Annotated in this window: 16 protein-coding genes and 1 pseudogene; 6 read left to right on the forward strand and 11 right to left on the reverse strand. The window is 67.9% G+C overall.

What is annotated here, in order from left to right:
- Positions 1 to 7: 7 nt before the first annotated feature.
- Positions 8 to 136 (forward strand): annotated as a pseudogene (locus LIV37_RS00780) (IS5/IS1182 family transposase); the annotation flags it as partial.
- Positions 137 to 260: 124 nt separating this feature from the next.
- Here the strand turns inward: LIV37_RS00780 and LIV37_RS00785 are convergent.
- The 3 genes from LIV37_RS00785 to LIV37_RS00795 form a co-directional block, all read right to left on the reverse strand.
- Positions 261 to 1,631 carry an FAD-binding oxidoreductase gene (locus tag LIV37_RS00785; RefSeq protein WP_121826310.1) on the reverse strand — a complete coding sequence of 457 codons (1,371 nt, stop codon included), beginning with the start codon at positions 1,629 to 1,631 and terminating at the stop codon, positions 261 to 263.
- Between the two features lie 335 nt (positions 1,632 to 1,966).
- Positions 1,967 to 2,821, reverse strand: coding sequence for an alpha/beta hydrolase (locus LIV37_RS00790; RefSeq protein ID WP_020865217.1), 855 nt, complete (start codon positions 2,819 to 2,821; stop codon positions 1,967 to 1,969).
- The gene (locus tag LIV37_RS00795; RefSeq protein ID WP_020865218.1) at positions 2,818 to 4,044 is read right to left on the reverse strand and encodes a metal-dependent hydrolase family protein; all 1,227 of its coding nucleotides are present in this window, start codon (positions 4,042 to 4,044) and stop codon (positions 2,818 to 2,820) included. The genes LIV37_RS00790 and LIV37_RS00795 overlap by 4 nt, the downstream gene beginning before the upstream one ends.
- Before the next feature lie 86 nt (positions 4,045 to 4,130).
- On the opposite strand from LIV37_RS00795, the gene LIV37_RS00800 reads away from it, so the two are divergent.
- From LIV37_RS00800 to LIV37_RS00810, 3 genes are all read left to right on the forward strand, one after another.
- Positions 4,131 to 4,733, forward strand: coding sequence for a TetR/AcrR family transcriptional regulator (locus LIV37_RS00800; RefSeq protein ID WP_202979667.1), 603 nt, complete (start codon positions 4,131 to 4,133; stop codon positions 4,731 to 4,733).
- Between the two features lie 163 nt (positions 4,734 to 4,896).
- Positions 4,897 to 5,163 (forward strand): hotdog family protein, encoded by a 267-nt coding sequence (locus LIV37_RS00805; protein WP_020865220.1) that lies wholly within the window; start codon positions 4,897 to 4,899, stop codon positions 5,161 to 5,163.
- Positions 5,164 to 5,335: 172 nt separating this feature from the next.
- Entirely contained in the window at positions 5,336 to 6,646 is a 1,311-nt protein-coding gene (locus LIV37_RS00810; protein WP_121826309.1) for an NAD(P)/FAD-dependent oxidoreductase, read from the forward strand.
- A 428-nt stretch (positions 6,647 to 7,074) separates the two neighbouring features.
- Here LIV37_RS00810 and LIV37_RS00815 read toward each other — a convergent pair whose 3' ends face one another.
- On the reverse strand, positions 7,075 to 8,349 hold the full coding sequence (locus tag LIV37_RS00815) for a PucR family transcriptional regulator (RefSeq protein ID WP_020865222.1): 1,275 nt from the start codon (positions 8,347 to 8,349) through the stop codon (positions 7,075 to 7,077).
- 68 nt (positions 8,350 to 8,417) lie between these two features.
- On the opposite strand from LIV37_RS00815, the gene LIV37_RS00820 reads away from it, so the two are divergent.
- Positions 8,418 to 8,798, forward strand: a complete 381-nt coding sequence (locus LIV37_RS00820) for a hypothetical protein (protein ID WP_148717889.1) — start codon at positions 8,418 to 8,420, stop codon at positions 8,796 to 8,798.
- A gap of 78 nt (positions 8,799 to 8,876) precedes the next feature.
- On the forward strand, positions 8,877 to 9,200 hold the full coding sequence (locus tag LIV37_RS00825; protein WP_020865224.1) for a hypothetical protein: 324 nt from the start codon (positions 8,877 to 8,879) through the stop codon (positions 9,198 to 9,200).
- A gap of 273 nt (positions 9,201 to 9,473) precedes the next feature.
- Here LIV37_RS00825 and LIV37_RS00835 read toward each other — a convergent pair whose 3' ends face one another.
- The 7 genes from LIV37_RS00835 to LIV37_RS00865 all read right to left on the reverse strand — a co-directional run bounded on the left by LIV37_RS00835 (position 9,474) and on the right by LIV37_RS00865 (position 18,887).
- Positions 9,474 to 11,345, reverse strand: a complete 1,872-nt coding sequence (locus tag LIV37_RS00835) for an RICIN domain-containing protein (protein WP_121826308.1) — start codon at positions 11,343 to 11,345, stop codon at positions 9,474 to 9,476.
- 181 nt (positions 11,346 to 11,526) lie between these two features.
- Entirely contained in the window at positions 11,527 to 13,290 is a 1,764-nt protein-coding gene (locus LIV37_RS00840) for an amylo-alpha-1,6-glucosidase (RefSeq protein ID WP_020865226.1), read from the reverse strand.
- 67 nt (positions 13,291 to 13,357) lie between these two features.
- Positions 13,358 to 14,182 carry a carbohydrate ABC transporter permease gene (locus LIV37_RS00845; RefSeq protein WP_020865227.1) on the reverse strand — a complete coding sequence of 275 codons (825 nt, stop codon included), beginning with the start codon at positions 14,180 to 14,182 and terminating at the stop codon, positions 13,358 to 13,360.
- On the reverse strand, positions 14,179 to 15,168 hold the full coding sequence (locus LIV37_RS00850; protein ID WP_020865228.1) for a carbohydrate ABC transporter permease: 990 nt from the start codon (positions 15,166 to 15,168) through the stop codon (positions 14,179 to 14,181). The genes LIV37_RS00845 and LIV37_RS00850 overlap by 4 nt, the downstream gene beginning before the upstream one ends.
- A 31-nt stretch (positions 15,169 to 15,199) precedes the next feature.
- On the reverse strand, positions 15,200 to 16,444 hold the full coding sequence (locus LIV37_RS00855) for a sugar ABC transporter substrate-binding protein (protein ID WP_020865229.1): 1,245 nt from the start codon (positions 16,442 to 16,444) through the stop codon (positions 15,200 to 15,202).
- Positions 16,445 to 16,624: 180 nt separating this feature from the next.
- Complete coding sequence (locus tag LIV37_RS00860; RefSeq protein WP_020865230.1) at positions 16,625 to 17,683, reverse strand: LacI family DNA-binding transcriptional regulator; 1,059 nt, start codon at positions 17,681 to 17,683, stop codon at positions 16,625 to 16,627.
- Positions 17,684 to 18,278: 595 nt separating this feature from the next.
- Positions 18,279 to 18,887 (reverse strand): CE1 family esterase, encoded by a 609-nt coding sequence (locus LIV37_RS00865; RefSeq protein WP_020865231.1) that lies wholly within the window; start codon positions 18,885 to 18,887, stop codon positions 18,279 to 18,281.
- Positions 18,888 to 18,927: the final 40 nt, after the last annotated feature.

Here is an 18,927-nt window from a genome sequence, read left to right on the forward strand (position 1 = left end):
GCGACGCGAACGCACGATGGCCTGGCTCGCGGGATGCCGTCGACTCCACCGCCGCTACGAACGCAAGGCCGAACACTTCCTCGCCTTCACCAGCATCGCCTGCACCCTCATCTGCTACCGCAGACTCGCCAAATGAGGTGGCCCTTAAGCTGGAACCCTCCGACGCGCAAGGCACGTCGCTGACGCGGGAGTACCGTGCGTGGAACTCCGGCTCTGGGAGCTCTGTCGTCCGCGGCCCGGTCTTGTGCTTGGCCAAGGGGTCATGCCTGCCCGAAAACTTTGCCAGGGTTGAGAATCCCGGCCGGGTCGAGAGCACGCTTCACCGCGCGATGCATCTCCAGGACGGCCGGGCCGAGTTCACGGGTGAGGCCGGGCCGCTTGAGCAGTCCCACACCGTGCTCACCAGTCACCGTCCCACCCAATTCGAGGGCGTCCGCGATGATGTCGTCGAACGCCGCGCGGGCCCGGACCTGAGCCGCTGCGTCACCGCGTTCCGTCACCAGAAGCGGATGCAAGTTGCCGTCGCCGACGTGCGCGATGTTAGCGATGGTGATCCGGTGCCTCTCCGCGGTCCGGTCGATGCGGGCCAGCATCTCCGCCACCGCCCCGATGGGCACACAGACGTCCTCCGTGAGTACCGGCCCCAGCCGCTCGAGCGCGGGGAAGGCCAGCCGGCGGGCCGCGAAGAGCATCTTGGCCTCTTCCTCTGTCTCCGACCGGTCCGCCCAAGTAGAGCCAGCCCCGCGGAAGCAGTCGACCATCCGGCGGGCGCCCTCCTCGGCGGCGCGGCCATCATCGTCGAAACGGGCCAGGAGGACCACGTCCGCCTCGGCGGAGAGCCCCATGTTCTTCCAGGCATCGACCGCGCGCAGACAGTGCCGGTCGACGAGTTCCAGCGCGGCCGGCCGCAGCCCGGCGGCAGCCGTCGCACGCACCGCGTCACCGGCCTGCCCGACGCTGTCGAAGTAGCCGACGGCGGTCACGCCGACCGGAGGCAGGCGTCGCAGCCGGACCGTGATCTCGGTGACGACACCAAGGGTGCCCTCGGCACCCACCATGAGGCCCACAAGGTCATAGCCGGCGACCCCCTTCGACGTACGGCGCCCGAGCCGGACCACCTCGCCCGTGCCGGTCACGACCTCCAAACCGAGGACATAGTCGCGAGTGACGCCGTACTTGACGCAGCACACTCCGCCAGCGTTCGTCGCGACATTTCCTCCCATGGTCGACCAGGGCGAACTGGCAGGGTCAGGCGGGTACCACAGGCCGAGCGCCGCTACATGGGCGCGCAGGTCGTCGTTGACCACACCGGGCTGTACGACGGCGAGGCGCTCCAGCTGGTCGACCTCCAGCACCCGGTCCATGCCGTCCAGCGCGAGGATCACGCCGCCTTCGACGGCATTGGCGCCCCCCGACAATCCAGTACCGGCGCCGCGTGCAACCAAGGGGACTCCTTGCTCCAGGCACGCACGAACCACGGTCCGGACCTCGTCGGTGCTCTTGGCGCGCACGACGGCCACCGCACGGCCAACAGGCGCCCACACCGCCTGGTCGTGGGAGAGACCGGCGACGATGTCCGGATCAGTCACCACCCGGCCAGTGGGCAGCCGTCGCCTGAGTACTTCGGCGATACCCACGGCAGGGGGCGTCGTGCTGACGAAGTTCCGCTCGGCCACCCGCACACCTCCAGAGAAGTTGACTCACATATGAATGCGCCATAGATGGCACCGCACCGCCGGGCAGCCGGTTCATGGACGATATGCACGAATGACCGATGGAAGTCTTGGGGCGCCTCTTGCTCCGTTCCGTTCCTCCCCCTGGTGGCGCGCTTCCCGGCGCGACCGGCTCGGGCTCGAAACGGGTGCCGGTCGGGTGCGGCGAGTGGTGCCAGGCACTGGGGGCGGCGGCACTGGCCAGGAGCGCCGCCGCCCAGCGCGACGGTCAGGCAGAGCCGCAGCGTCCAGGCTTACTGGGCACGGCAGGTCCTGAGGTAGCTGAGGAACGATGCCTGCAGCCCAGTCACGTGCGTTTCGTGCATGAGTGCGCTGGTGACGGATCCGCTGCGTGGGGTGAGGCGGTGAAGGAACGTGGCCGTGTTCTTCGTGAGATTCTGGTAGACCGCCAGGTCTCCGAGGATCTCTCGGTCGTTGAAGGTCACGTGAAGCTTGGTAGCAGGCAGGGTGTCACCCAATGCTTGAAGACGAGCGAAGACCTGACTGTCTGCATTGACAATGCCGGGGCTGCCCGCGCCGATGCTCTCGAAGAAGGTGCTATTGGTGAGCCAGGCGTAGAGGCTGAAGAGTCCGCCGTAGGAATAGCCGAAGAGGCCGTGACCGCTCGGGGCTGTGCCGTAGTCGCGTTCGATCCGCGGGTGCAGGTCGTCGGTAAGGAAGTTCAGGAACATATCCCCGCGGCTGTCGCTCAATTCAGCGAGGTAGGCGTCGGCTTGCTCGCGAGTCATCGTGCCCGCTTCGATCCCCATCTCCACCGCATCGATGTACTCCTGCGCGATGGGTTCGCCGGGGGGCACGAGGTCGCGGTTGCGCAACCGGTCCCAGTGCTCTGCTTCCTCGCCTGCGTAACCCACGCTGACTTGCACGTAGGGCTGAATCGACTGCATGGGGTCCAGTTGCGTGACGATGAGCGGGGCGGTCATGCCCACGGCCCAGTTGCCGTCGAGCACGTACACGACAGGCGCTTGCGCCGCGGCAGGGTCGTAGCGCGGTGGCGTGGTGACCCAGACGCCGTAGTCGTGCCCACCGCTGGAGCGCATCTCGAAGTAGTCGGTGTGGGCGAGGCAGCCCTGCCACATGGTGCTCATCTGAGGTCCTTCACGATCTGGCCGGCCTGGATTACGAGGACGGCGTTGGTGGGGTCGGAGAACAGCTCCGGGTCTTCGAGCGGGTTGCCGTTCCAAAGAACGAGGTCTGCCTGCGCGCCGGGAGTGATGACACCCACCTGGCCGGACAGGCCGAGGATCTCGGCGTTGGTCCGGGTCGCGGCCACGAGCGCTTCCATCGGCGTCTCGAGCGCTGCGCGCAGGCTGAGTTCTCTGCCGCGACGGTCCTGGGCCGGGCCGATGAGATCGGAACCCAGCCCGATCCGTACTCCCGCGTGCTTGGCGACAGCGAGCGCCTTCGTCATCCGCTCGCGTACGCCCTTGGCCCGGTCGCGGATCGACTCGGCGAGCCCGGCTCCGGCGGTGTCGTGCAGCACTTGCTCGACGACAGCGAACGTGGGCACGAGGGCAACCTCGCGAACGGCCATCAGGGTCGCTGTGGATTCGTCGAGGCTGGTGCCGTGCTCGACACAGCGCACTCCGGCCTCGACCGCATTTCGTATGCCCTCGTTGTTGTGGGCGTGGACTGTCACATAGGTGTTCCGTGCCGCAGCTTCTTGAACGGCGACAGCGATCTCTTCGACGGTGAACTGGGTGTCGGTCAGTCGATCATGTGCGCCCACCACTCCGCCGGTCACGCAGAGCTTCAGGAAGGAGGCTCCGCGACGGAAGGCTTCGCGGACGTTGTGTCGCAGCTCGTCCGCGTTGCCCGCCATCATGGAGAGGGCGCACAGGCCCGGGATGTGGTGGCTGCTCCACAGCTCGGTGGGTTCCCATTCGGCTCCGTAGTAGCCGTGGCCGCCGATCTGGCACTGAACAGGTCCGCACGACAGGACGCGCGGCCCTCTGACCTTGCCCTTCGCGATCGCGGTGACGACACCGCCGTCGATCCCGCCAGTGTCGCGAACGGTGGTGAAGCCGGCGTCGAGCGTCGCGCCGGCCGTGGCGAAGATGTCCGCCGCGATCTCGGCGGCGCTTATCTGAAACGAGAAGTGCGGCTGGATCGGGCTCGACACGCCCAGGTGGACGTGAGCGTCGATCAGGCCGGGCGTCATCGTCAATCCCTCGGCATCGAGACGCTCGCCGTGCGCGCTGGAGGCACCGAGTTGGGTGATGCGGCCGTTCTCGATAGTGATGTCGAGGTTGCCGGGATCGCGCCCCGACCCGTCGATGACCGTCGCGCCGACTACATGAGCAGGTCCCATAGTCGATCCTCCGTCGTTGCGAGCTGACTGCGACCATGTGTGAAGCAACACGGAACCGCCAAACTTTCTTTTCCAATGGATAAACTGTGGGAGTGATCCTGTCAACCTCGGAACGCAAGGGCAGCGCGCGCGAGCGACTCCTGGCACGGCTTCTCGACGCCTTCGGCGAGGCCCTTCCCCCGCCGGAGATGTCGCTCCGTGAGATCGCCGCCCGGATCGAGACCAGCCACGCCCTGTTGCGATACCACTTCGGGTCACTCTCGGGCGTCTTGGCCGCCATGCTCGAGGCGCAGCGATCCCGCGACAACGAGGCACTTTTGGAGGCCGCCCAGCAGAGCACCTTCGACGATTTCGTGGTGGCGATCTGGCGTGCGTACACCCGGCCGGAGCAGCTGTCGCGTATCCGCGGCTTCTTCTACGTCGTCGGACTGGCCGCGTACGGCCCCGAGGACTTCCGTGAGTTCGTGGAGTCGCTCGGTGACCTGACCGTGATGCTGTCCTCACTCGCGGAACGCGAAGGGCTCGACACGAAGGAAGCGCGGGATGTGGCCACCGTCACCGTTGCCGCGCTTCGCGGCCTCCTCTTGCAGGAAATCCTGACTCCCGGAACCCGCTCGGAGGACGCGGTCACCTTGATCCTGCGCATGCGAGAGGGCCGATCCGGTCCACGATCACGTCCGGAGCGTTAAGCAGGCCCTCGACCCTTGCCGCCGCCTCACCCGATCCCTCGGCCCCTGTCTGCGGACGCGCTGACAAGCAGCCTCGACCATTGGTTGCTTCACCTTTCCACGCGCTAACCGAATGTTCGGTTTGCGTGAAGGGAGGGCTGCTCGTCATAGCTGCAGGGGCAGTATGTGCGACGAGGACCGTGCTTCGCGACTGCCCGGAATTGACACGCTGGACGTGGGTAAGGCCAGCGCACAGCTGCACATGACCATGACGGCGAGCGTGATCAACAACCCTGGGATGGCACACGGTGGCTACATCTTCCTGCTGGCAGAGTCGGTCTTCGCTCACGCCTGCGACAGCCACGGCCCCGTAGCTGTCGCGTCCGCACCCGACCCCACCAGCCAGTCCTTTCCCGCCTCTGCCAGGCTCATGGTGGGTTCTGACAGCTGAGCATCGGCGCACACGCGCGCGACAACTGTTGGGTACGACGACAGAAAGTGGCGACAACAGTCGCCGGAACATGGCCTCTGACCTGCGTAATGTGCGGACAACGGGCGGAGCGGTGACCCTTCGCGCCGCCAGCGGAACCGTCTGGTCCGGCAACGAGAAGGTGGGTTGGAACATGGCTGAGAGCACAGACGCTGTCGTCGTCGGGGCCGGGGTAATCGGATCCTCTATCGCTCTCGAACTGGTGCGGAGCGGTCTGCGGGTCGTCGTGGTCGACAAGTTCGGCGGCGCAGGCAACGGCTCCACCAGCGCCTCGAGCGCCGTGGTCCGCTTCACCTATCCCACGATCGCGGGCGTCAATGCTGCTTGGGAGTCCCGTCACTGCTGGGGAGCATGGCGCGATCATCTCCAAGCACCCGCCAGTGAACCCCTCGCAGCGTTCAACCGCTGCGGCGTCACCATGCTGGACGTGGACTTCGCACCCTGCGGCATGTTCACGCGACACTTCGACAAGGTCGGTGTCCCGTACGAAAAATGGGGCGCACGAGAGCTGTCCAAGCGGTTGCCCGCTTTGGACACCGGCCGGTACTTCCCGCCCCGCCCCGTGGATGACGACGAGTTCTTCGCCGACGCGTCCGCTCGGCTCGGTGCTCTCCACACACCCGACGGGGGCTTTATCGACGACCCGCAACTCGCCGCGCACAACCTTGCTACGGCGGCCCAGCGGCACGGAGCCGCCTTCCGGTGGAAGACCCCCGTCACCGCGGTGATGCGGCGCGGGGGACGCGTGCGCGGGGTGCGCCTCAAGGATGGAACCGAACTGTCCGCCGGGGTGGTCGTCAACGCGGCCGGCCCATGGTCGGGACAACTGAACCGGCTCGCCGAAGTCGGCGGCGACTTCACCGTCGGTCTGCGGCCGCTGCGCCAGGAGGTCCACCACGTAGCGGCGCCCGCCAGCTACCACGACGCCGGCGGCGACGGGCACGCACCGGTGCTGGTCGATATGGACCTCGGCACGTATATACGGCCCGAGGGCAGGGAGTTTCTGCTCGTCGGCGGCACGGAACCCGAGTGCGACCCGCTGGAATGGCTCGACGATCCGGACGACGGGAGTCCCACTCCGACCGTGTCGCAGTTCAGGACGCAGGTGACGCGGGCGGCTCGCCGACTGCGCGGCCTGCGCGTTCCCAACAAGCCTCGTGGTGTGGCAGGCGTATACGACGTGACCGACGACTGGACCCCCGTATACGACCGAACCGAACTCGCCGGCTTCTACGTGGCCATAGGCACCAGCGGCAATCAGTTCAAGAACGCCCCTCTGGTAGGCCGCCTCATGACCACCCTGATCCACGGTGTCGAAGGCGGGCACGACCACGACCGGAGTGCGCTCACGTACACCTGCGAACACACCGGCCAAACCATCGACCTCGGTGCGTTCTCACGCCGACGTCGGCCGGCCCCGTCCACGGGCACAGTCCTCGGCTGACGCTGGCCGCTGAGCCGGGTTCCCCGTCGAAGAGGATGGCTCGTACCCGGCGGTCGACCACCTGTGCAAACCTGGCGAGCCGGAGCTGGGCAATCCCACGCACTGTGCGAAGCGCACATCAGCGTCACCAGCGACGTCTTCGACGAGCTAGCGGATCCTGCTCGCCGTTGCCGCCCCGAAAGCGTCAACAGCAGTTCCCTTCTCTGCTGAAGTCAACGACCGGTGTGGTGGGGGTGTCACCTGTCCCCGGTCGCGGTCCGAGCCGCCGGGGCCGGTCAAGCGCGCTCGCGGCCATCTTCAGCGCCGTAGTATGCACAGAGCCCGAACGCCCTGACCATCTCGTTGCGGCACTGAGCAGGCTCGTGCACGTCACGGGGGTGACGGCACGGCGAACGCCGCAGGTTCTGCGGCAACCGTAGCAACGTTGCCTAGCTGCCGCCCGTGCTCAGAACACCACGTCCGGTGCTTTCATCGATGTCGGCAAGTCGGGGGTGCAACTCTGCCATCTTCAGGCCGAGATGCGCGGCCAGTCGGTCATCGCCGATGTCCAGTTGCAGTCCAGTGAGCTGCTCAACGCGATGCAGCCGTTTGTAGAGTGTGGAGCGGTGGATATGTAGGGCGGTGGCGGCATGCTGGGCATCGCCGGCGTGATCGAGATACACCCGCAGGGTTTCAATCAGCTCACGGTGCACGGGGTTTGACAGCAGGGAGCGCAGCCCCGGGTGGATGCCCTCGGCGAGCTCGTCGGGGGTGAGCTTGCCCAATAGCGCGTACACGCCCAGCTGTGTATGAGCCACCACTTGCCCCAGGGTGCCCGTGGTGCGGGCGACCTCGGCAGCGCGGCGGGCTTCCTCGTAGGAAGAGTGGGCCTCCGTGAGGCGTGGGCGTGGCCCGCCTATGCCTATCCAGCACAGGGCGGCCCGTCCCAGGCCGAGTTCTGCGACCAGCTTTTCGCGCAGCACCTCGGCAAGCTCGGCGGCATTGCGCTCGATGACCTGGGAACGTGCCCCAGGCCAGATCGTCAGCAGAAGCGCGTGATCCGGACGCGTCAGGGCCAATCCGCGTGAGGGGGGAAGCCGTCGTCGACAGCGGTCGACGGCGAGCTCCAGGGCCAGACGGCGTTCTTCGGCCAGGGGCTCGCCCTCTTCGCGCGCCACCATGGCTACCAGGACGGTGACCGGCCCAGCCACGGCGTGTTGCTCCTCGACGAGCGCGGCACCCGCCTCCGTCCGGAGTGCCTGGTCCGGGGCGATCAGGTCACGGACTAGCTCCCTGGCGCGGCTGCGAGTCACTTCGACGCCAAGGTAGCCGCGGTGCAGGACCAGGGCGGCTTGCGCAGCCGCCTCGCGCAGCAACTCGACGGCCCGGTCGCCGATAGGGCCATCGGAGCTGATCAGCCATACGTAGCCGAGCAGGGCATCGTCGTAGCGGATCGGCATGCCGACCCGTTCTATCGTGATGCCGATCTGGGGGCACGGCGGAAGAGTGAAGACATCGGAAGCCTGGGCAGCGCCTTGCTCGCAGACGTGCGCGACCAGCGCGGTCGACACACCACGGTGCATGACCGATTCGATCCGGGCGTCGTCCACGTCGCCAGTGTGCGCGTTGTACGCGAGCAGCTTGAGTCGCGTGTCGTCGATGGCGATCGACCGACCAAGGCGGGCACCGAACGCGTCGACAAGTCGCTGCAGCTCCGAAACCATCTCGACACTGTATAGGGGGGCATGAACTTTCCACAGATCGACATACAGCGCCGGCCCCCGACCCGCAGTTGTCGTCCTCCTACCTGCTCAACCCACGCTCGGCCGTCGTACCGCTGACCGGCATGAGCGCCCAGCTCGATGCTCTCGAAGCCTGGTGCCACACGAGCAGACCCACAGACGTCACGGCCATCACCGGAACGGGCGGTATCGGCAAGACCCGCTTGGTGACCGAGCTGCTGCGCCGCCTCGCCCAGCCCAGCCCGGGCCAAGCCACGGCTCGGAGATGGACTGGCGGCTTCCTCGCAGAAACCCCTCTCCAGCAGCCGCCCCACTACGGCATGCTCGCCACCAGCAAGTACCCACTGCTACTCGCCATCGACTACGCGGAGACCCGCCGCAGCCAAGTCGATGAGATCCTTGACATCCAGGCTGCGCGCCGCGGTGGCTAAAGCGTAAGGATCCTGCTCCTGGCCCGCGGCCGAGACAACTGGTGGCCGTCCCTGCGCCGTCCCCGCCAAGGCACAGCCATGATGAGTACGGGAACCAGCGTCGACATCAGCCCAGCCGACGCTCTGGACGGCACCAGCACCGAGCGCGCTCTTGCGGGCGCCAAGCACGCTTTCACCGACCGCATCCACGAGCTGCGGCATGCCGGCCTGGGCGATGAATGGGCCACCTCCCCTCTTTCGCCCGATACCAGCACAGCGAGACCGCTCCCGCTTGATACCGAGCCGACGGACGATGCGATCATCTCCCTGCACATGGCCGCCCTCGCCCACGTCCTCGCCAGTTCAACGACGACTTCGCCCGCTACGACAACCCCGTGGATGTGCTACTCGCACACGAGATGAGCTACTGGCGCCGGATCGTCGAAGCCCGCGGCCAGTTCTTCGACGAACAACTGAGGGCGGGATCGGTGCCCGGGGACAGGTCGCCTTCGTCGACGGCTTGCTTGAACCGGTCGCGGAGGAGGGAGGTGTGCTCGTTGCGCCAGACGATGAGGTCGTCGCGGGCCCCTCTGTAGCCGAGGGCCTCGTGCAGCTTCTCGCCGTAGCCCGGAAGGGGGCTCCCCGGGGTTACCTGGCCGGGAGCCCCTGGAGAAAGGGACGGGGCAGCGGGTCAGGTCAGCTCATGCCCTGGAGGCGCCAGATCTGGTTCCTCTTGTTGTTCAGTGCGCTCGCCGGGTCGCAGGTCCACTGGCCGACCTGCGCGCCGGGTGCGGTGGAGACCTGGCTGACGTCGGCGCACTTGCCGCTGTGCGCGGCGACCAGCTGGTAGTCCTTGCTGTTGCCCAGCGCGGTCACGGGATTGAGGGTGAACATCTGGTTCGTGCCGCCGTTGCAGGTGTACTGCTGGACGGCTGCGCCATCGGCGGTGGAGGCGCCGGAGACTTCCAGGCACTTACCGCTGTGCTCGTTGACCACGGTGTAGGTGTTCGGGCGGCCGGCCACCGGCTTGAAGTCCAGCATCTGCTGGTAGCCGCCCTCGCAGGGGTACTGCTGGTACTGCGTGCTGTTGGTCATGCTGAGGTTGGTGTCATCCAGGCACTGGCCGCTGTGCTGTGCCACCGCCACCGTGGAAACGGTGGTGTCGGACGGCGGCAGCAGCGTGACGGTATAGCCGTCGGCAGCGTCCGTCCACGGCACGTGCACCGAGGCCGAGTTGCCGCTCACGGTCAGGGTCTGGTCGGAAACCGTCACCGGGCCGGTCACCGCACCGCCGCCGTTGTTCGGTATGCGCTGCACGACCGCGCGGACCCGGCTGTTCTCCACCACGGAGGTGGTGTCCAGACGGTCGAGGTTGACGGTGGCGTCGCCGGTGTCGCCGTTGCTGCCCAGCAGGATCTTCGCGTTGCGGGCGCCGTTGTCCTTGGCTGCCAGGCCGTCCGTGTTCGTACCGGGCGTGACCTTCACGATGTTGCCCGTCTGCGAGCCGTAGTAGCGGTACAGGAACCACTCCCCCAACGGCAGGTACCGGCCTCCGGTCTTCGTCAGCAGCTTCGCCTGGAAGTCGTGCAGGTTCGCGCCCCCGGCCCAGTTGGCACGAAGCCCGTCCGCCCCCGCGCGCTCCAGCCGTGAGACGTACCAGCCGCCACGGCCCGGGTTCTGCTCGTTGGTGCCCGCGTACTCGTTGACCTGGAAGGGACGGCTCGTCGTCATCGACCGCGCGGACAGCTTGGACCTCAAAGAGGCGCTGTCGGCGACCGGGTCACCGGGCAGGTCGTGCCAGCTGTAGACGTCCGGCTCGACGTTGTTCGCCTTCACGTAGTCCAGGTACGTGTTCCACCAGGTGTTGGAACTCGTGGGCCTGCCGCAGGTGCTCGCCCCCACGATGACCGCGCCGGGGACGGCGGTGCGAATCTTCTGGTAGGCGCGCTTCCACATCGCCAGGTACTGGGGCTGGCCGGAGCCCCAGAACATGGTGCAGTCGGGCTCGTTCCAGATGTCCCACAGGATGTCGGTCATCCCCGCGGCCCGGACGTCGGACAGCAGACGGTCGTAGAAGGCGTCGAAACGGGACCAGTCGCCGTTGTCACCCGGGAACGTGGGAGTGGTGGTGCCGTCGGCGCCCCACAGGTCGTGCGGCAGCATGACGAACTTTCCGCCCAGCGCCTCGGTACGCCTGTACTGGGCGAGGGTGGAATTCCACCGGCGGTCGTACTTGCCGGCGACCCATCCGCCCGGGCTGTCCAGCTGGGCGCCGCCGGCCCGCATGAACTTCCACTTGATGTCTTTGTAGAAGTGGTCCTGGGGCAGCGAGCCGTTCTCGGTCATCCCGTAGATGGTGCCCGAGGCCCGGTAGGTGGGCGCGCCACCGGCCGTGGCGAAGTCGACTGCCACGGTGGTGTCGGCGGCCTGGGCCGGCGTGCCGGGGAGTACGACGGCGGCCCAGACCGACGCCAACAGGGCGGCGAGAGCGGTGGTCCTGCGCGGGCGACGGCCTGCCGTGCGACCGGGCCGGCGGTTGCGTCCGGGTGGAGCCAGGCTGCGGGACATGCGCATGTGATCTCCCGAGAGGGTGAGTGGTGCCCGGGCCCCGGCGGGCCCGAGCGGCCTTCGGCAGCCGCCGTCCTGACGGTGCGGGTGCCGGTGCTGGTGGGGCACCGCCGAGGGAAGGAGAGCGTCCGGCGGCGGGGCCGGTGGGTGTTGCCGCCTGGCAAGAGCACACGGGTTGCGCTCACACGCCGGTGTGGGCGACGGATGTGGGCGCGGTCTGCCGGAGTTCGTGGGCTTCGGCCAAGAGGAGATAGCAGGCGGCCGTCCAGGTGTAGGCGCGGTCGCGCAGGCCCGTCCCGGTGAGGGCGTCGAAGTTCTCCGCGAAGCCGTGGGTTTCGCACAGGGCCCGGAATCGGGCGCTGATCTCGTCCGCGAGGCGGTCGTGGCCGCCGCGGCGCAGCCCGTCCTCGATGAGGACGGTGGCGGGCGCCCAGATCGGGCCGCGCCAGTAGCCGTCGGGGAGGTAGTGGGGCGAGTCGGGGAGTTCGGTGGCCAGTCCGTGCGGGGTCAGATGGGCTTCGATACGGGACGCCAGCACGGCGGAGACGTCTTCGGGCAGGTGCTCGCCCAGCACCATCGGCATGAGGTCCAGCAGGCTCGAGGTGCTCCAGGTCTTTGAGGTGTCGATGCCCCGGGCCACGAACCGCTCCCCCGTCCACAGCTCGTCGAACATCGCCACCTGGGTGGCCTCCGCGGTGCGGGTCCAGCGGCGGGCCTCGTGGAGAAGGCCCAGTTCGGTGGCCAGGACCGCGAGTTCGCGCAGCTGTAGGACGAGGAACGCCGCGAGGTCCGCGCTGACGATCACGCGCTCGGGGTCGAAGGTGGTGGCGTTGTCCCAGCCGCTGTCGTTGCCGTGCAGGTAGTGGGGCAGGGCGGCGCCGGGCGCGCGGCGCGAGGTGAGCCAGAACTCCGTCCAGCGCGCCAACCTGCCGTAGGTCTCGGTGAGTTCCATCCGGCCGAGGGGGTGAGGGAGTCTTCGGCGCAGGTGGCCCAGGGCCCAGCCGTGGATGGGCGGTTTGACGAAGTTGTAGAGGACCTCCGAGTGCGTCACCGAGTCGGGCAGGGCCCCGCTCTCGTCCTGGTGGTCGAACGGCAGCGAGAACTGGTCCCAGGCCAGCGCGGGCCCTCCGGGTCCCAGGGCGAGGGCGTTGAAGCAGTGGTCCCAGCTCCAGACCTTGTCCATCCAGTGCTTGGACATCAGTACCGCGGGCCTGGTGACCAAGGACGCCGGGCGGACCGTCGCCGACCACAGGACATACGCGGCGAGTTCGGCGGCCGGCGTGCCGGGCGAGCGCCAAGGGGCCACCGCTTCGGCGAAGGCGGCGAAGGCGCGCTCCGCGGCCCCCACGACCCCGTCGAACGTCTGCGACGGGGCATAGGGGCGTCGCGCGCTGTCCAGTTCCTCCGCCGCCGCTTCCCAGACCCCGTCGGCATCCGCGGTGATCGTGAGACCACGGTCGCCGCTGCCGAGGGCCTGACCGCCCGACACCTCGACGACGGAGCCCGACAGCAGGGTGACCCGGTAACGGCGCCCGGTCTCGTACGAGGTGAAGACGTACGCGCCGGCCACCGGGTCGTGGTGGAAGTAGGTGCCTGTGAAGGGGGTGAGGGCCTCTTCGGCCGCGGTGATGCGCAGGCCCAGCCCCTCGCCCCGGAGACGGACGGTGTCCGGTGACTCGTAGGCGCAGCCGATCCTCCCGCCCGGATGAGCCCATCTGAGCAGGCCCGGCGTCGTCTCGACGCGGGTCTCGGCCCGGTCACCCGTCGCCGGGTCGCGGGGCACAAGACGCAGAACGGCGTGCATGCCGTTCTGGTGGGAGACCAGGTGGAGGTCCTCGGCGTACGTCTTCTCCGCCACCACGGGCGAGAGAGCGAACCAGGAACCGTGTGTGCTGAACGGGATGTCGTGGACGGAGAAGGCCGGGCCGGATCGGGCGGCGGTCATGAGTCGTCACTCGTTTCTTCGACGGTGGGCGCGGCGGTGTGCCCGGAGGCGGAGCGGCGGGAGGAGATCAGTCCTTGACGGCTCCGGCCGTCACGCCGGCGGCGATGTAGCGCTGGGCGAGGACGAGGATCACCGTGGCGGGCAGCGAGGCCACGACGGCGGTCGCCATGATGGCGTTCCACTGCTGGTTGTTGTTGCCGATGTAGTGGTAGATGCCGAGCGTGATCGGCTCGTGGGCGCCGCCGTTCGCGAGGGTGCTGGCGAAGACGAAGTCGGACCAGGACCACAGGAACGCGAACAGCGACACCGTGACGAGAGCGTTGCGGCTCATGGGCAGCACGACGGACCGGAAGCTGCGCAGTGTCCCGGCTCCGTCCACCTGCGCTGCCTGGAGCAGTTCACCGGGGATGCCGGACATGAACGCGGTGAAGATCAGGACCGCGAACGGGACGGCCAGGGTGGAGTCCGCGACGATCAGGCCGGGCACGGACTGGAGCAGGCCGAGCTGGAGGTAGATGGCGTAGAAGCCCATCGCCATGATGATGCCGGGGATCATCTGGGCGACCAGGAGGAGGAAGCTGAGCAGGCCCCCGCCACGGGGACGGAGTTTCGCCAGCGCGTAGCCGGCGGGCGCGGCCAGCGCCACCGTGAGCACGACCGTGCCCAGGCCGATGACCAGGCTCGTGGCGAGGTAGGGCAGTTGCTGGTTGAGTACGGTGCGGTAGCCGTCCAGGGTGCCGTGGACGGGGAACCAGTCGGGCGGCGACTTGCGCATGTGCTGGTCGCGGGTGAAGGACACATTGAGCATCCAATAGACCGGGAACAGCATGATTGCGGTCAGCAGCAGACCGATGGCCGTCTTCCACCACGTGCGGCCCGTTCCTGGGTTCATGACAGTGCCTGCTTTCGCTGGACCCTCAAGTACACCAGTCCGAAGATCAGTGCCGCGACGACGAGCAGATTCCCGACAGCCGCACCGGGGCCGAAGGCGGGCAGCAGGTTGCCGAAGCCGAGCCGGTAGGACCAGGTGGCGAAGGTGGTGGACGAGTCGGCCGGGCCCCCCTTGGTCATGATCCAGATGATGTCGAAAACCTTGAGCGTGTAGACCAGGCCCAGCAGCAGCGTGATGGCGGACACCGGGCGCAGCAGCGGGAAAGTGATGCTCCAGAAGCGTCGCCAGGCGCTCGCGCCGTCGAGGGCGGCCGCCTCGTACAGGTTCGCGGGGATGGTCTGCAGACCGCTGTAGAGCACGACCAGGTTGAACGGCACGCCGATCCAGATGTTGGCGATGATGACGGAGGTCAGTGACCATGACGGTGAGGTCAGCCAGTTCACGGGGTCGGCGCCGACGGCGTGCAGGCCGGCGTTGATGACACCGGAGTCGCTGTTGAGCATCCACAACCAGGTGGAGGCCGACACGATCAATGGCAGCAGCCAAGGCACGAGGAACAGTGCCCGCAGGGTGGCCGACAGCCGGAAGTGCTGGTGGAAGAAGACCGCCATGGCCAGGCCGATGGCGTATTGGAAGACCAGGCACATGGCGGTGAACACGATGGTGTGCGTGAGAGCGGGCCCGAAGGTCGGGTCGTCGAAGACTTTGTGGTAGTTCTCCAGTCCGGTGAACGGCGCGTTGCCCTGGACGAAGGAGCGGACGGTGTAGTCGCGCAGGCTCAGGTCGACGTTGCGGTAGAGCGGATAGGCGTAGAAGAGGGCGAGGTAGAGGGTCACGGGGGCGAGGAAGGCCCAGGCGGCCCACTGCTGTGAGGTGGGACGCCGGCGACGCGGCGCGGTGCGCGTCGGGAGCGGAGGGACGGTGGCCGCCGCCCCGTTCCGGACAGGCGCCGGCCAGCGGTCCGGTGGGTGTGTCGTACGGTTCATCAACAAGCCCCAGGTCCGATTGGCTGACGGGTTACTTGACGGCGTCCTGCGCCGCGGTGAGCGCGTCCTTCGGCGAGTCCGCCCCGCTGAGGGCGGACTGGACCGCCTTCCACATCTGCTCCGAGATCTTCGGGTACTTGGTGCCGAGGTCGTCGCTGGTGCGTCCCTTGGCCGACTTGACCGCCTCGACCCAGGGCTTCAGCTTGGCATCGGACGCCACCTGCTTGTCCTGAACCGCACTGGTGGGCGCTACATAGGACAGAGTGGTGTCCGTGTCGTACAGGTTCTCGGTGCTGGTCAGGCAGGTCACCAGCTTCCGCGTGGTGGTGTACCGGCCGGTGTCGCCCTGGACCGGGACGGTGACGAACTCGCCGCCCGTCGGGGCGGGAGCGCTGCCTCCGTCGGCGCCCGGGATGGGCAGGACACCGTAGTCGAAGCCCGCCTTTTCAGCGCCCGCCAGCTGCCAGGTGCCGTTCTCGGCGAACGCGTAGTCCCCGCTCGCGAACTCCTGCCAGCTGGTGGTCTGGGTGTTGTTGATGACCGAGTTGGGCGCGTAACCCTTCTTCAGCCAGTCGCTCCACAGAGACAGCGCCGACGCGGCCCCGGAGGAGTCGAGGTCGGTCAGCTTCGCGCCCGAGCCCCAGAACCACGGCAGGAACTGGAAGCTGCCCTCCTCCGTGCCGATCGCGGAGAAGGTGATGCCCTTCTTGCCGGCCTTCTTCACCTTCTCCAGCGCCGCGGTCAGCGACTTCCAGTCCTTGACCGACGCGATGTCGACCCCGGCCGCCTTCAGAACGTCCTTGTTGTAGTACAGGGCGAGGGTGTTGGCACCGATGGGGGTGCCGTACGTCTTGCCACCCGGCTGACCGGCCGCGAGCAGGTTGCGGTCCACCTTCGAGGTGTCGACCTTGTTCTCGTCCGTCGTGGTGAGCGTGCCTGCCTCGGCGAGGGTCGAGACCACGGGGTTGTCGAGGACGAGGATGTCCGGGGAATTGTCCTGCTGGGCTGCCAGCAGCGCCTTGTTCGTCAGATCACTGGTGTCGAAGGCCGTCCGCTTGATCTTTACACCGGCCCTGCTGCCGCAGCCGTCCAGCAGCTTCGCCCAGGCCGAGTTCTTGGCGAACTGCGGGTACGGGTCCCAGAGGGTGTAAGTGCCGCTGTCCGCTGCCTTCGCCGACGTGGTGCCGTCGCCGGAGGAGCATGCGGCGGTACCGACGGTAAGTGCGACGACGGTCATGGCGGTGGCGGTGAGGCGGCGTCTGGTGGGTTTGTTCATTGGGCCTTCCTTCGTGGTTTCAGGCATGGCAAGTGCCGGAGGAGCAAAGGGGCAGGCCGCGGGCGCCGCGGAGTCCGGAACGGCCGGTCGGGCGGTCGGGCGGTCGGGCGGTGACGAGGGCAGGAGGTGGGGAAGGAGAGTGGGGTCCCCGGGATGGCGGGGATGCGGGAGGTTGCCTGGTCAGGCGTTCGAGTCGAAGCCCGGGGTTCTGTGCGGGTCCGTGGGCGAGCCGGTACCCACGGGTCCGGTGCTGGCGCGGAGCGAGATCGGCGGGGCGAGCAGATGGTGACGGGGCGGCGCGTCGTGGTGGTCGAGCCGCTCGACGAGCAGTTCCACGGCCAGTCGCCCCATCTGCGCCGCCGGCACGTCGGCCGCCGTTAGCTGCGGAGTCACCGTCTCGGCCCATCGGGAAGCCACGACGCCCGTGACGGAGAAGTCGCGCGGCACATGGAGGCCCGCATGGGCCAGGCCCCGGTAGAGCCCGCCCAGTGCAGCCTCATTCAATGTGACGAGGGCCGTGCTGGCGGGGACGTCGTGCAGGATCCGCTCCACACAGGCCTGCCCCGAGGGGGCATCGTCCTCGCAGGTGTACGCGCGGACGGTGAGTCCGCGCTCCGCGGCGGCCTTGGTGAAGCCGTCGAGCCCTCGGTGCGCGGACTCGTACCCGGCGCGCAGTAGCCGCTCGGGCCGGTTGACGAAGGCGATGGTGCGGTGGCCCAGGTCCGCGAGGTGGTGGACGCATGCCGCAGTCAGTGCGGTGTGGTCGAGGCCGACCCACCAGTCGCCATCCGGCCGCGCGGTGCGGCCAATGCAGACGTAGGGGAAGTTCTCCGCGAGGAGGTGCTCGACGCGGTCGTCCTGAAGCCTGATCTCCATGAGGATCGCGCCGTCGACGCGTCGCTCCCCCAGCAGTCGCTGGAACGAGCGGTCGCTGTCCACGCCGCTCGGTGAGAGCAGAACGTCGTAGTCGTAGGCGGCCGCGGCCTCCACCACGCTGCCGATGAAGTCGAGTTGCATCCCGGTGTAGTGGTTGCCGGCGGGTGGGAAGACCAGACCGATGGTGCTGGTCCGGCCGTTGGCCAGGGCGCGTGCGCTCGCGTTGGGCCGGTAGCCCAGGTCCTTGATGACCCGCTGGATCTTCTCGCGGGTCTCCTGCGACACCGGGCGCTTGCCGCTCAGCGCGTACGACACGGTGCTCCGCGAGACACCGGCCCGCTTGGCGATCTCACCGATGTTCACGGGACTCCTCCATCGACTGCATCGAACCGGTTCGCGTGATGGGAAAGTAGGAGCTGACCGCACGGGTGTCAATGCCTTGGGTGCACTTCTTGAAACACCTCGGAAACCGGTACGCGCGTACCACGACCATCGCGCACCCTCCGCATCCATCGCGTTCACCAGGTGGATCGGCCTTTTCTCCAACCGCCGGGCACCTAGGGTCAGTACGCGGCGGGAGAAACCCATCGCGTCGCGGCGATGACCGTGGCGGGAACGTCACCCTCATGCACGCCTGAGGCTGTACCGCCCGGGCGGGCTACCCGCCCCGCCCCTGGTGACGGCGGTATGCCAAGTGCCACGCGGACCAGGTAACCGTCATTCCGCGCGGGCATCCAGGCACTGACGATGGGGGTACTGACAGGACCCCCTACCAAGTGCGGGCGTGGCCTGCATCGTGGTGAGGTCGCCGGGCCGACCCGGCACCATACGGTCCCTGGACCAGGCTCATCCAGGGTGATGGATCGGCTTCTCCCCAGGGACAGGGCTGGCTGTCCAGCTGACGGCAGCCTCCGGGCCTCCGGCGTCGGGCGGATCGGCCCGACGCCGGGGTGGTTGCCTAGAACTGAGTGAAGGACTTCCAGACCTCTCCGGGAACCCAGGCCTTGGAGCCGCTGTCACCTCCGACCCCGTCCTGGGGAGCGGCGATGTGGCCTTCGTCGAACGCGGCCCACGCGACCGGATGCCCGGCCGAACACCCCGCGTAGGTGGTGACTGTGTGCGTTCGGCTGCCCTGCGCCGGCTCGGGCGGGTTCTGTCCGGCGCAGCCGTTGTTCCTGACGAACTTGTCCCGCATGGTCCGTCCGCCGGAGATTCCGAGCACTCCGTCCCTGATACCGTGCACCCCGAGGTAGGCGATGGGCTGGGTGCCACCGCCGCATCCGCTGAGCTGTCCGCCGGAGTGGACCGCGACCGCGCGGAAGACCGTCGTCCGGGCACACGCCAGCACGTAGGTCGTGGCGCCGCCGTAGCTGAATCCCACGGCGAAGCGCCGTGAGGTGTCGACGCAGAGCGCTCCCTCGATCTGGCTGATCATGTTGTCGACGAAAGTCACGTCTTCACCACCGGAATTGCCCCAGCCGTTGTTGAGACCCTGGAGCGCGACGAAGATGGTGCTGTTGTTCGCCAGCCGCTGGAGCCCGTAGTAGGCCCAGGTGCCGGTTTCCACCGTTCGCCCCGTTGCGACATCGGTGGCGGTGCCGCCGGTC

Origin of the sequence: Streptomyces rapamycinicus NRRL 5491 (genome assembly GCF_024298965.1) — a bacterium.
In the GTDB taxonomy this organism is placed as follows: Bacteria; Actinomycetota; Actinomycetes; order Streptomycetales; family Streptomycetaceae; genus Streptomyces; species Streptomyces rapamycinicus.

Excerpts from the sequence above, each read along its gene's own strand:
- LIV37_RS00835 (WP_121826308.1), bottom strand. The coding sequence starts at position 11,345 with ATGTCCCGCAGCCTGGCTCCACCCGGACGCAACCGCCGGCCCGGTCGC.
- LIV37_RS00825 (WP_020865224.1), top strand. The coding sequence starts at position 8,877 with ATGATGAGTACGGGAACCAGCGTCGACATCAGCCCAGCCGACGCTCTG.
- LIV37_RS00815 (WP_020865222.1), bottom strand. The coding sequence starts at position 8,349 with ATGGTTTCGGAGCTGCAGCGACTTGTCGACGCGTTCGGTGCCCGCCTT.
- LIV37_RS00850 (WP_020865228.1), bottom strand. The coding sequence starts at position 15,168 with ATGAACCGTACGACACACCCACCGGACCGCTGGCCGGCGCCTGTCCGG.
- LIV37_RS00840 (WP_020865226.1), bottom strand. The coding sequence starts at position 13,290 with ATGACCGCCGCCCGATCCGGCCCGGCCTTCTCCGTCCACGACATCCCG.
- LIV37_RS00790 (WP_020865217.1), bottom strand. The coding sequence starts at position 2,821 with ATGAGCACCATGTGGCAGGGCTGCCTCGCCCACACCGACTACTTCGAG.
- LIV37_RS00855 (WP_020865229.1), bottom strand. The coding sequence starts at position 16,444 with ATGAACAAACCCACCAGACGCCGCCTCACCGCCACCGCCATGACCGTC.
- LIV37_RS00845 (WP_020865227.1), bottom strand. The coding sequence starts at position 14,182 with ATGAACCCAGGAACGGGCCGCACGTGGTGGAAGACGGCCATCGGTCTG.
- LIV37_RS00810 (WP_121826309.1), top strand. The coding sequence starts at position 5,336 with ATGGCTGAGAGCACAGACGCTGTCGTCGTCGGGGCCGGGGTAATCGGA.
- LIV37_RS00795 (WP_020865218.1), bottom strand. The coding sequence starts at position 4,044 with ATGGGACCTGCTCATGTAGTCGGCGCGACGGTCATCGACGGGTCGGGG.
- LIV37_RS00805 (WP_020865220.1), top strand. The coding sequence starts at position 4,897 with ATGTGCGACGAGGACCGTGCTTCGCGACTGCCCGGAATTGACACGCTG.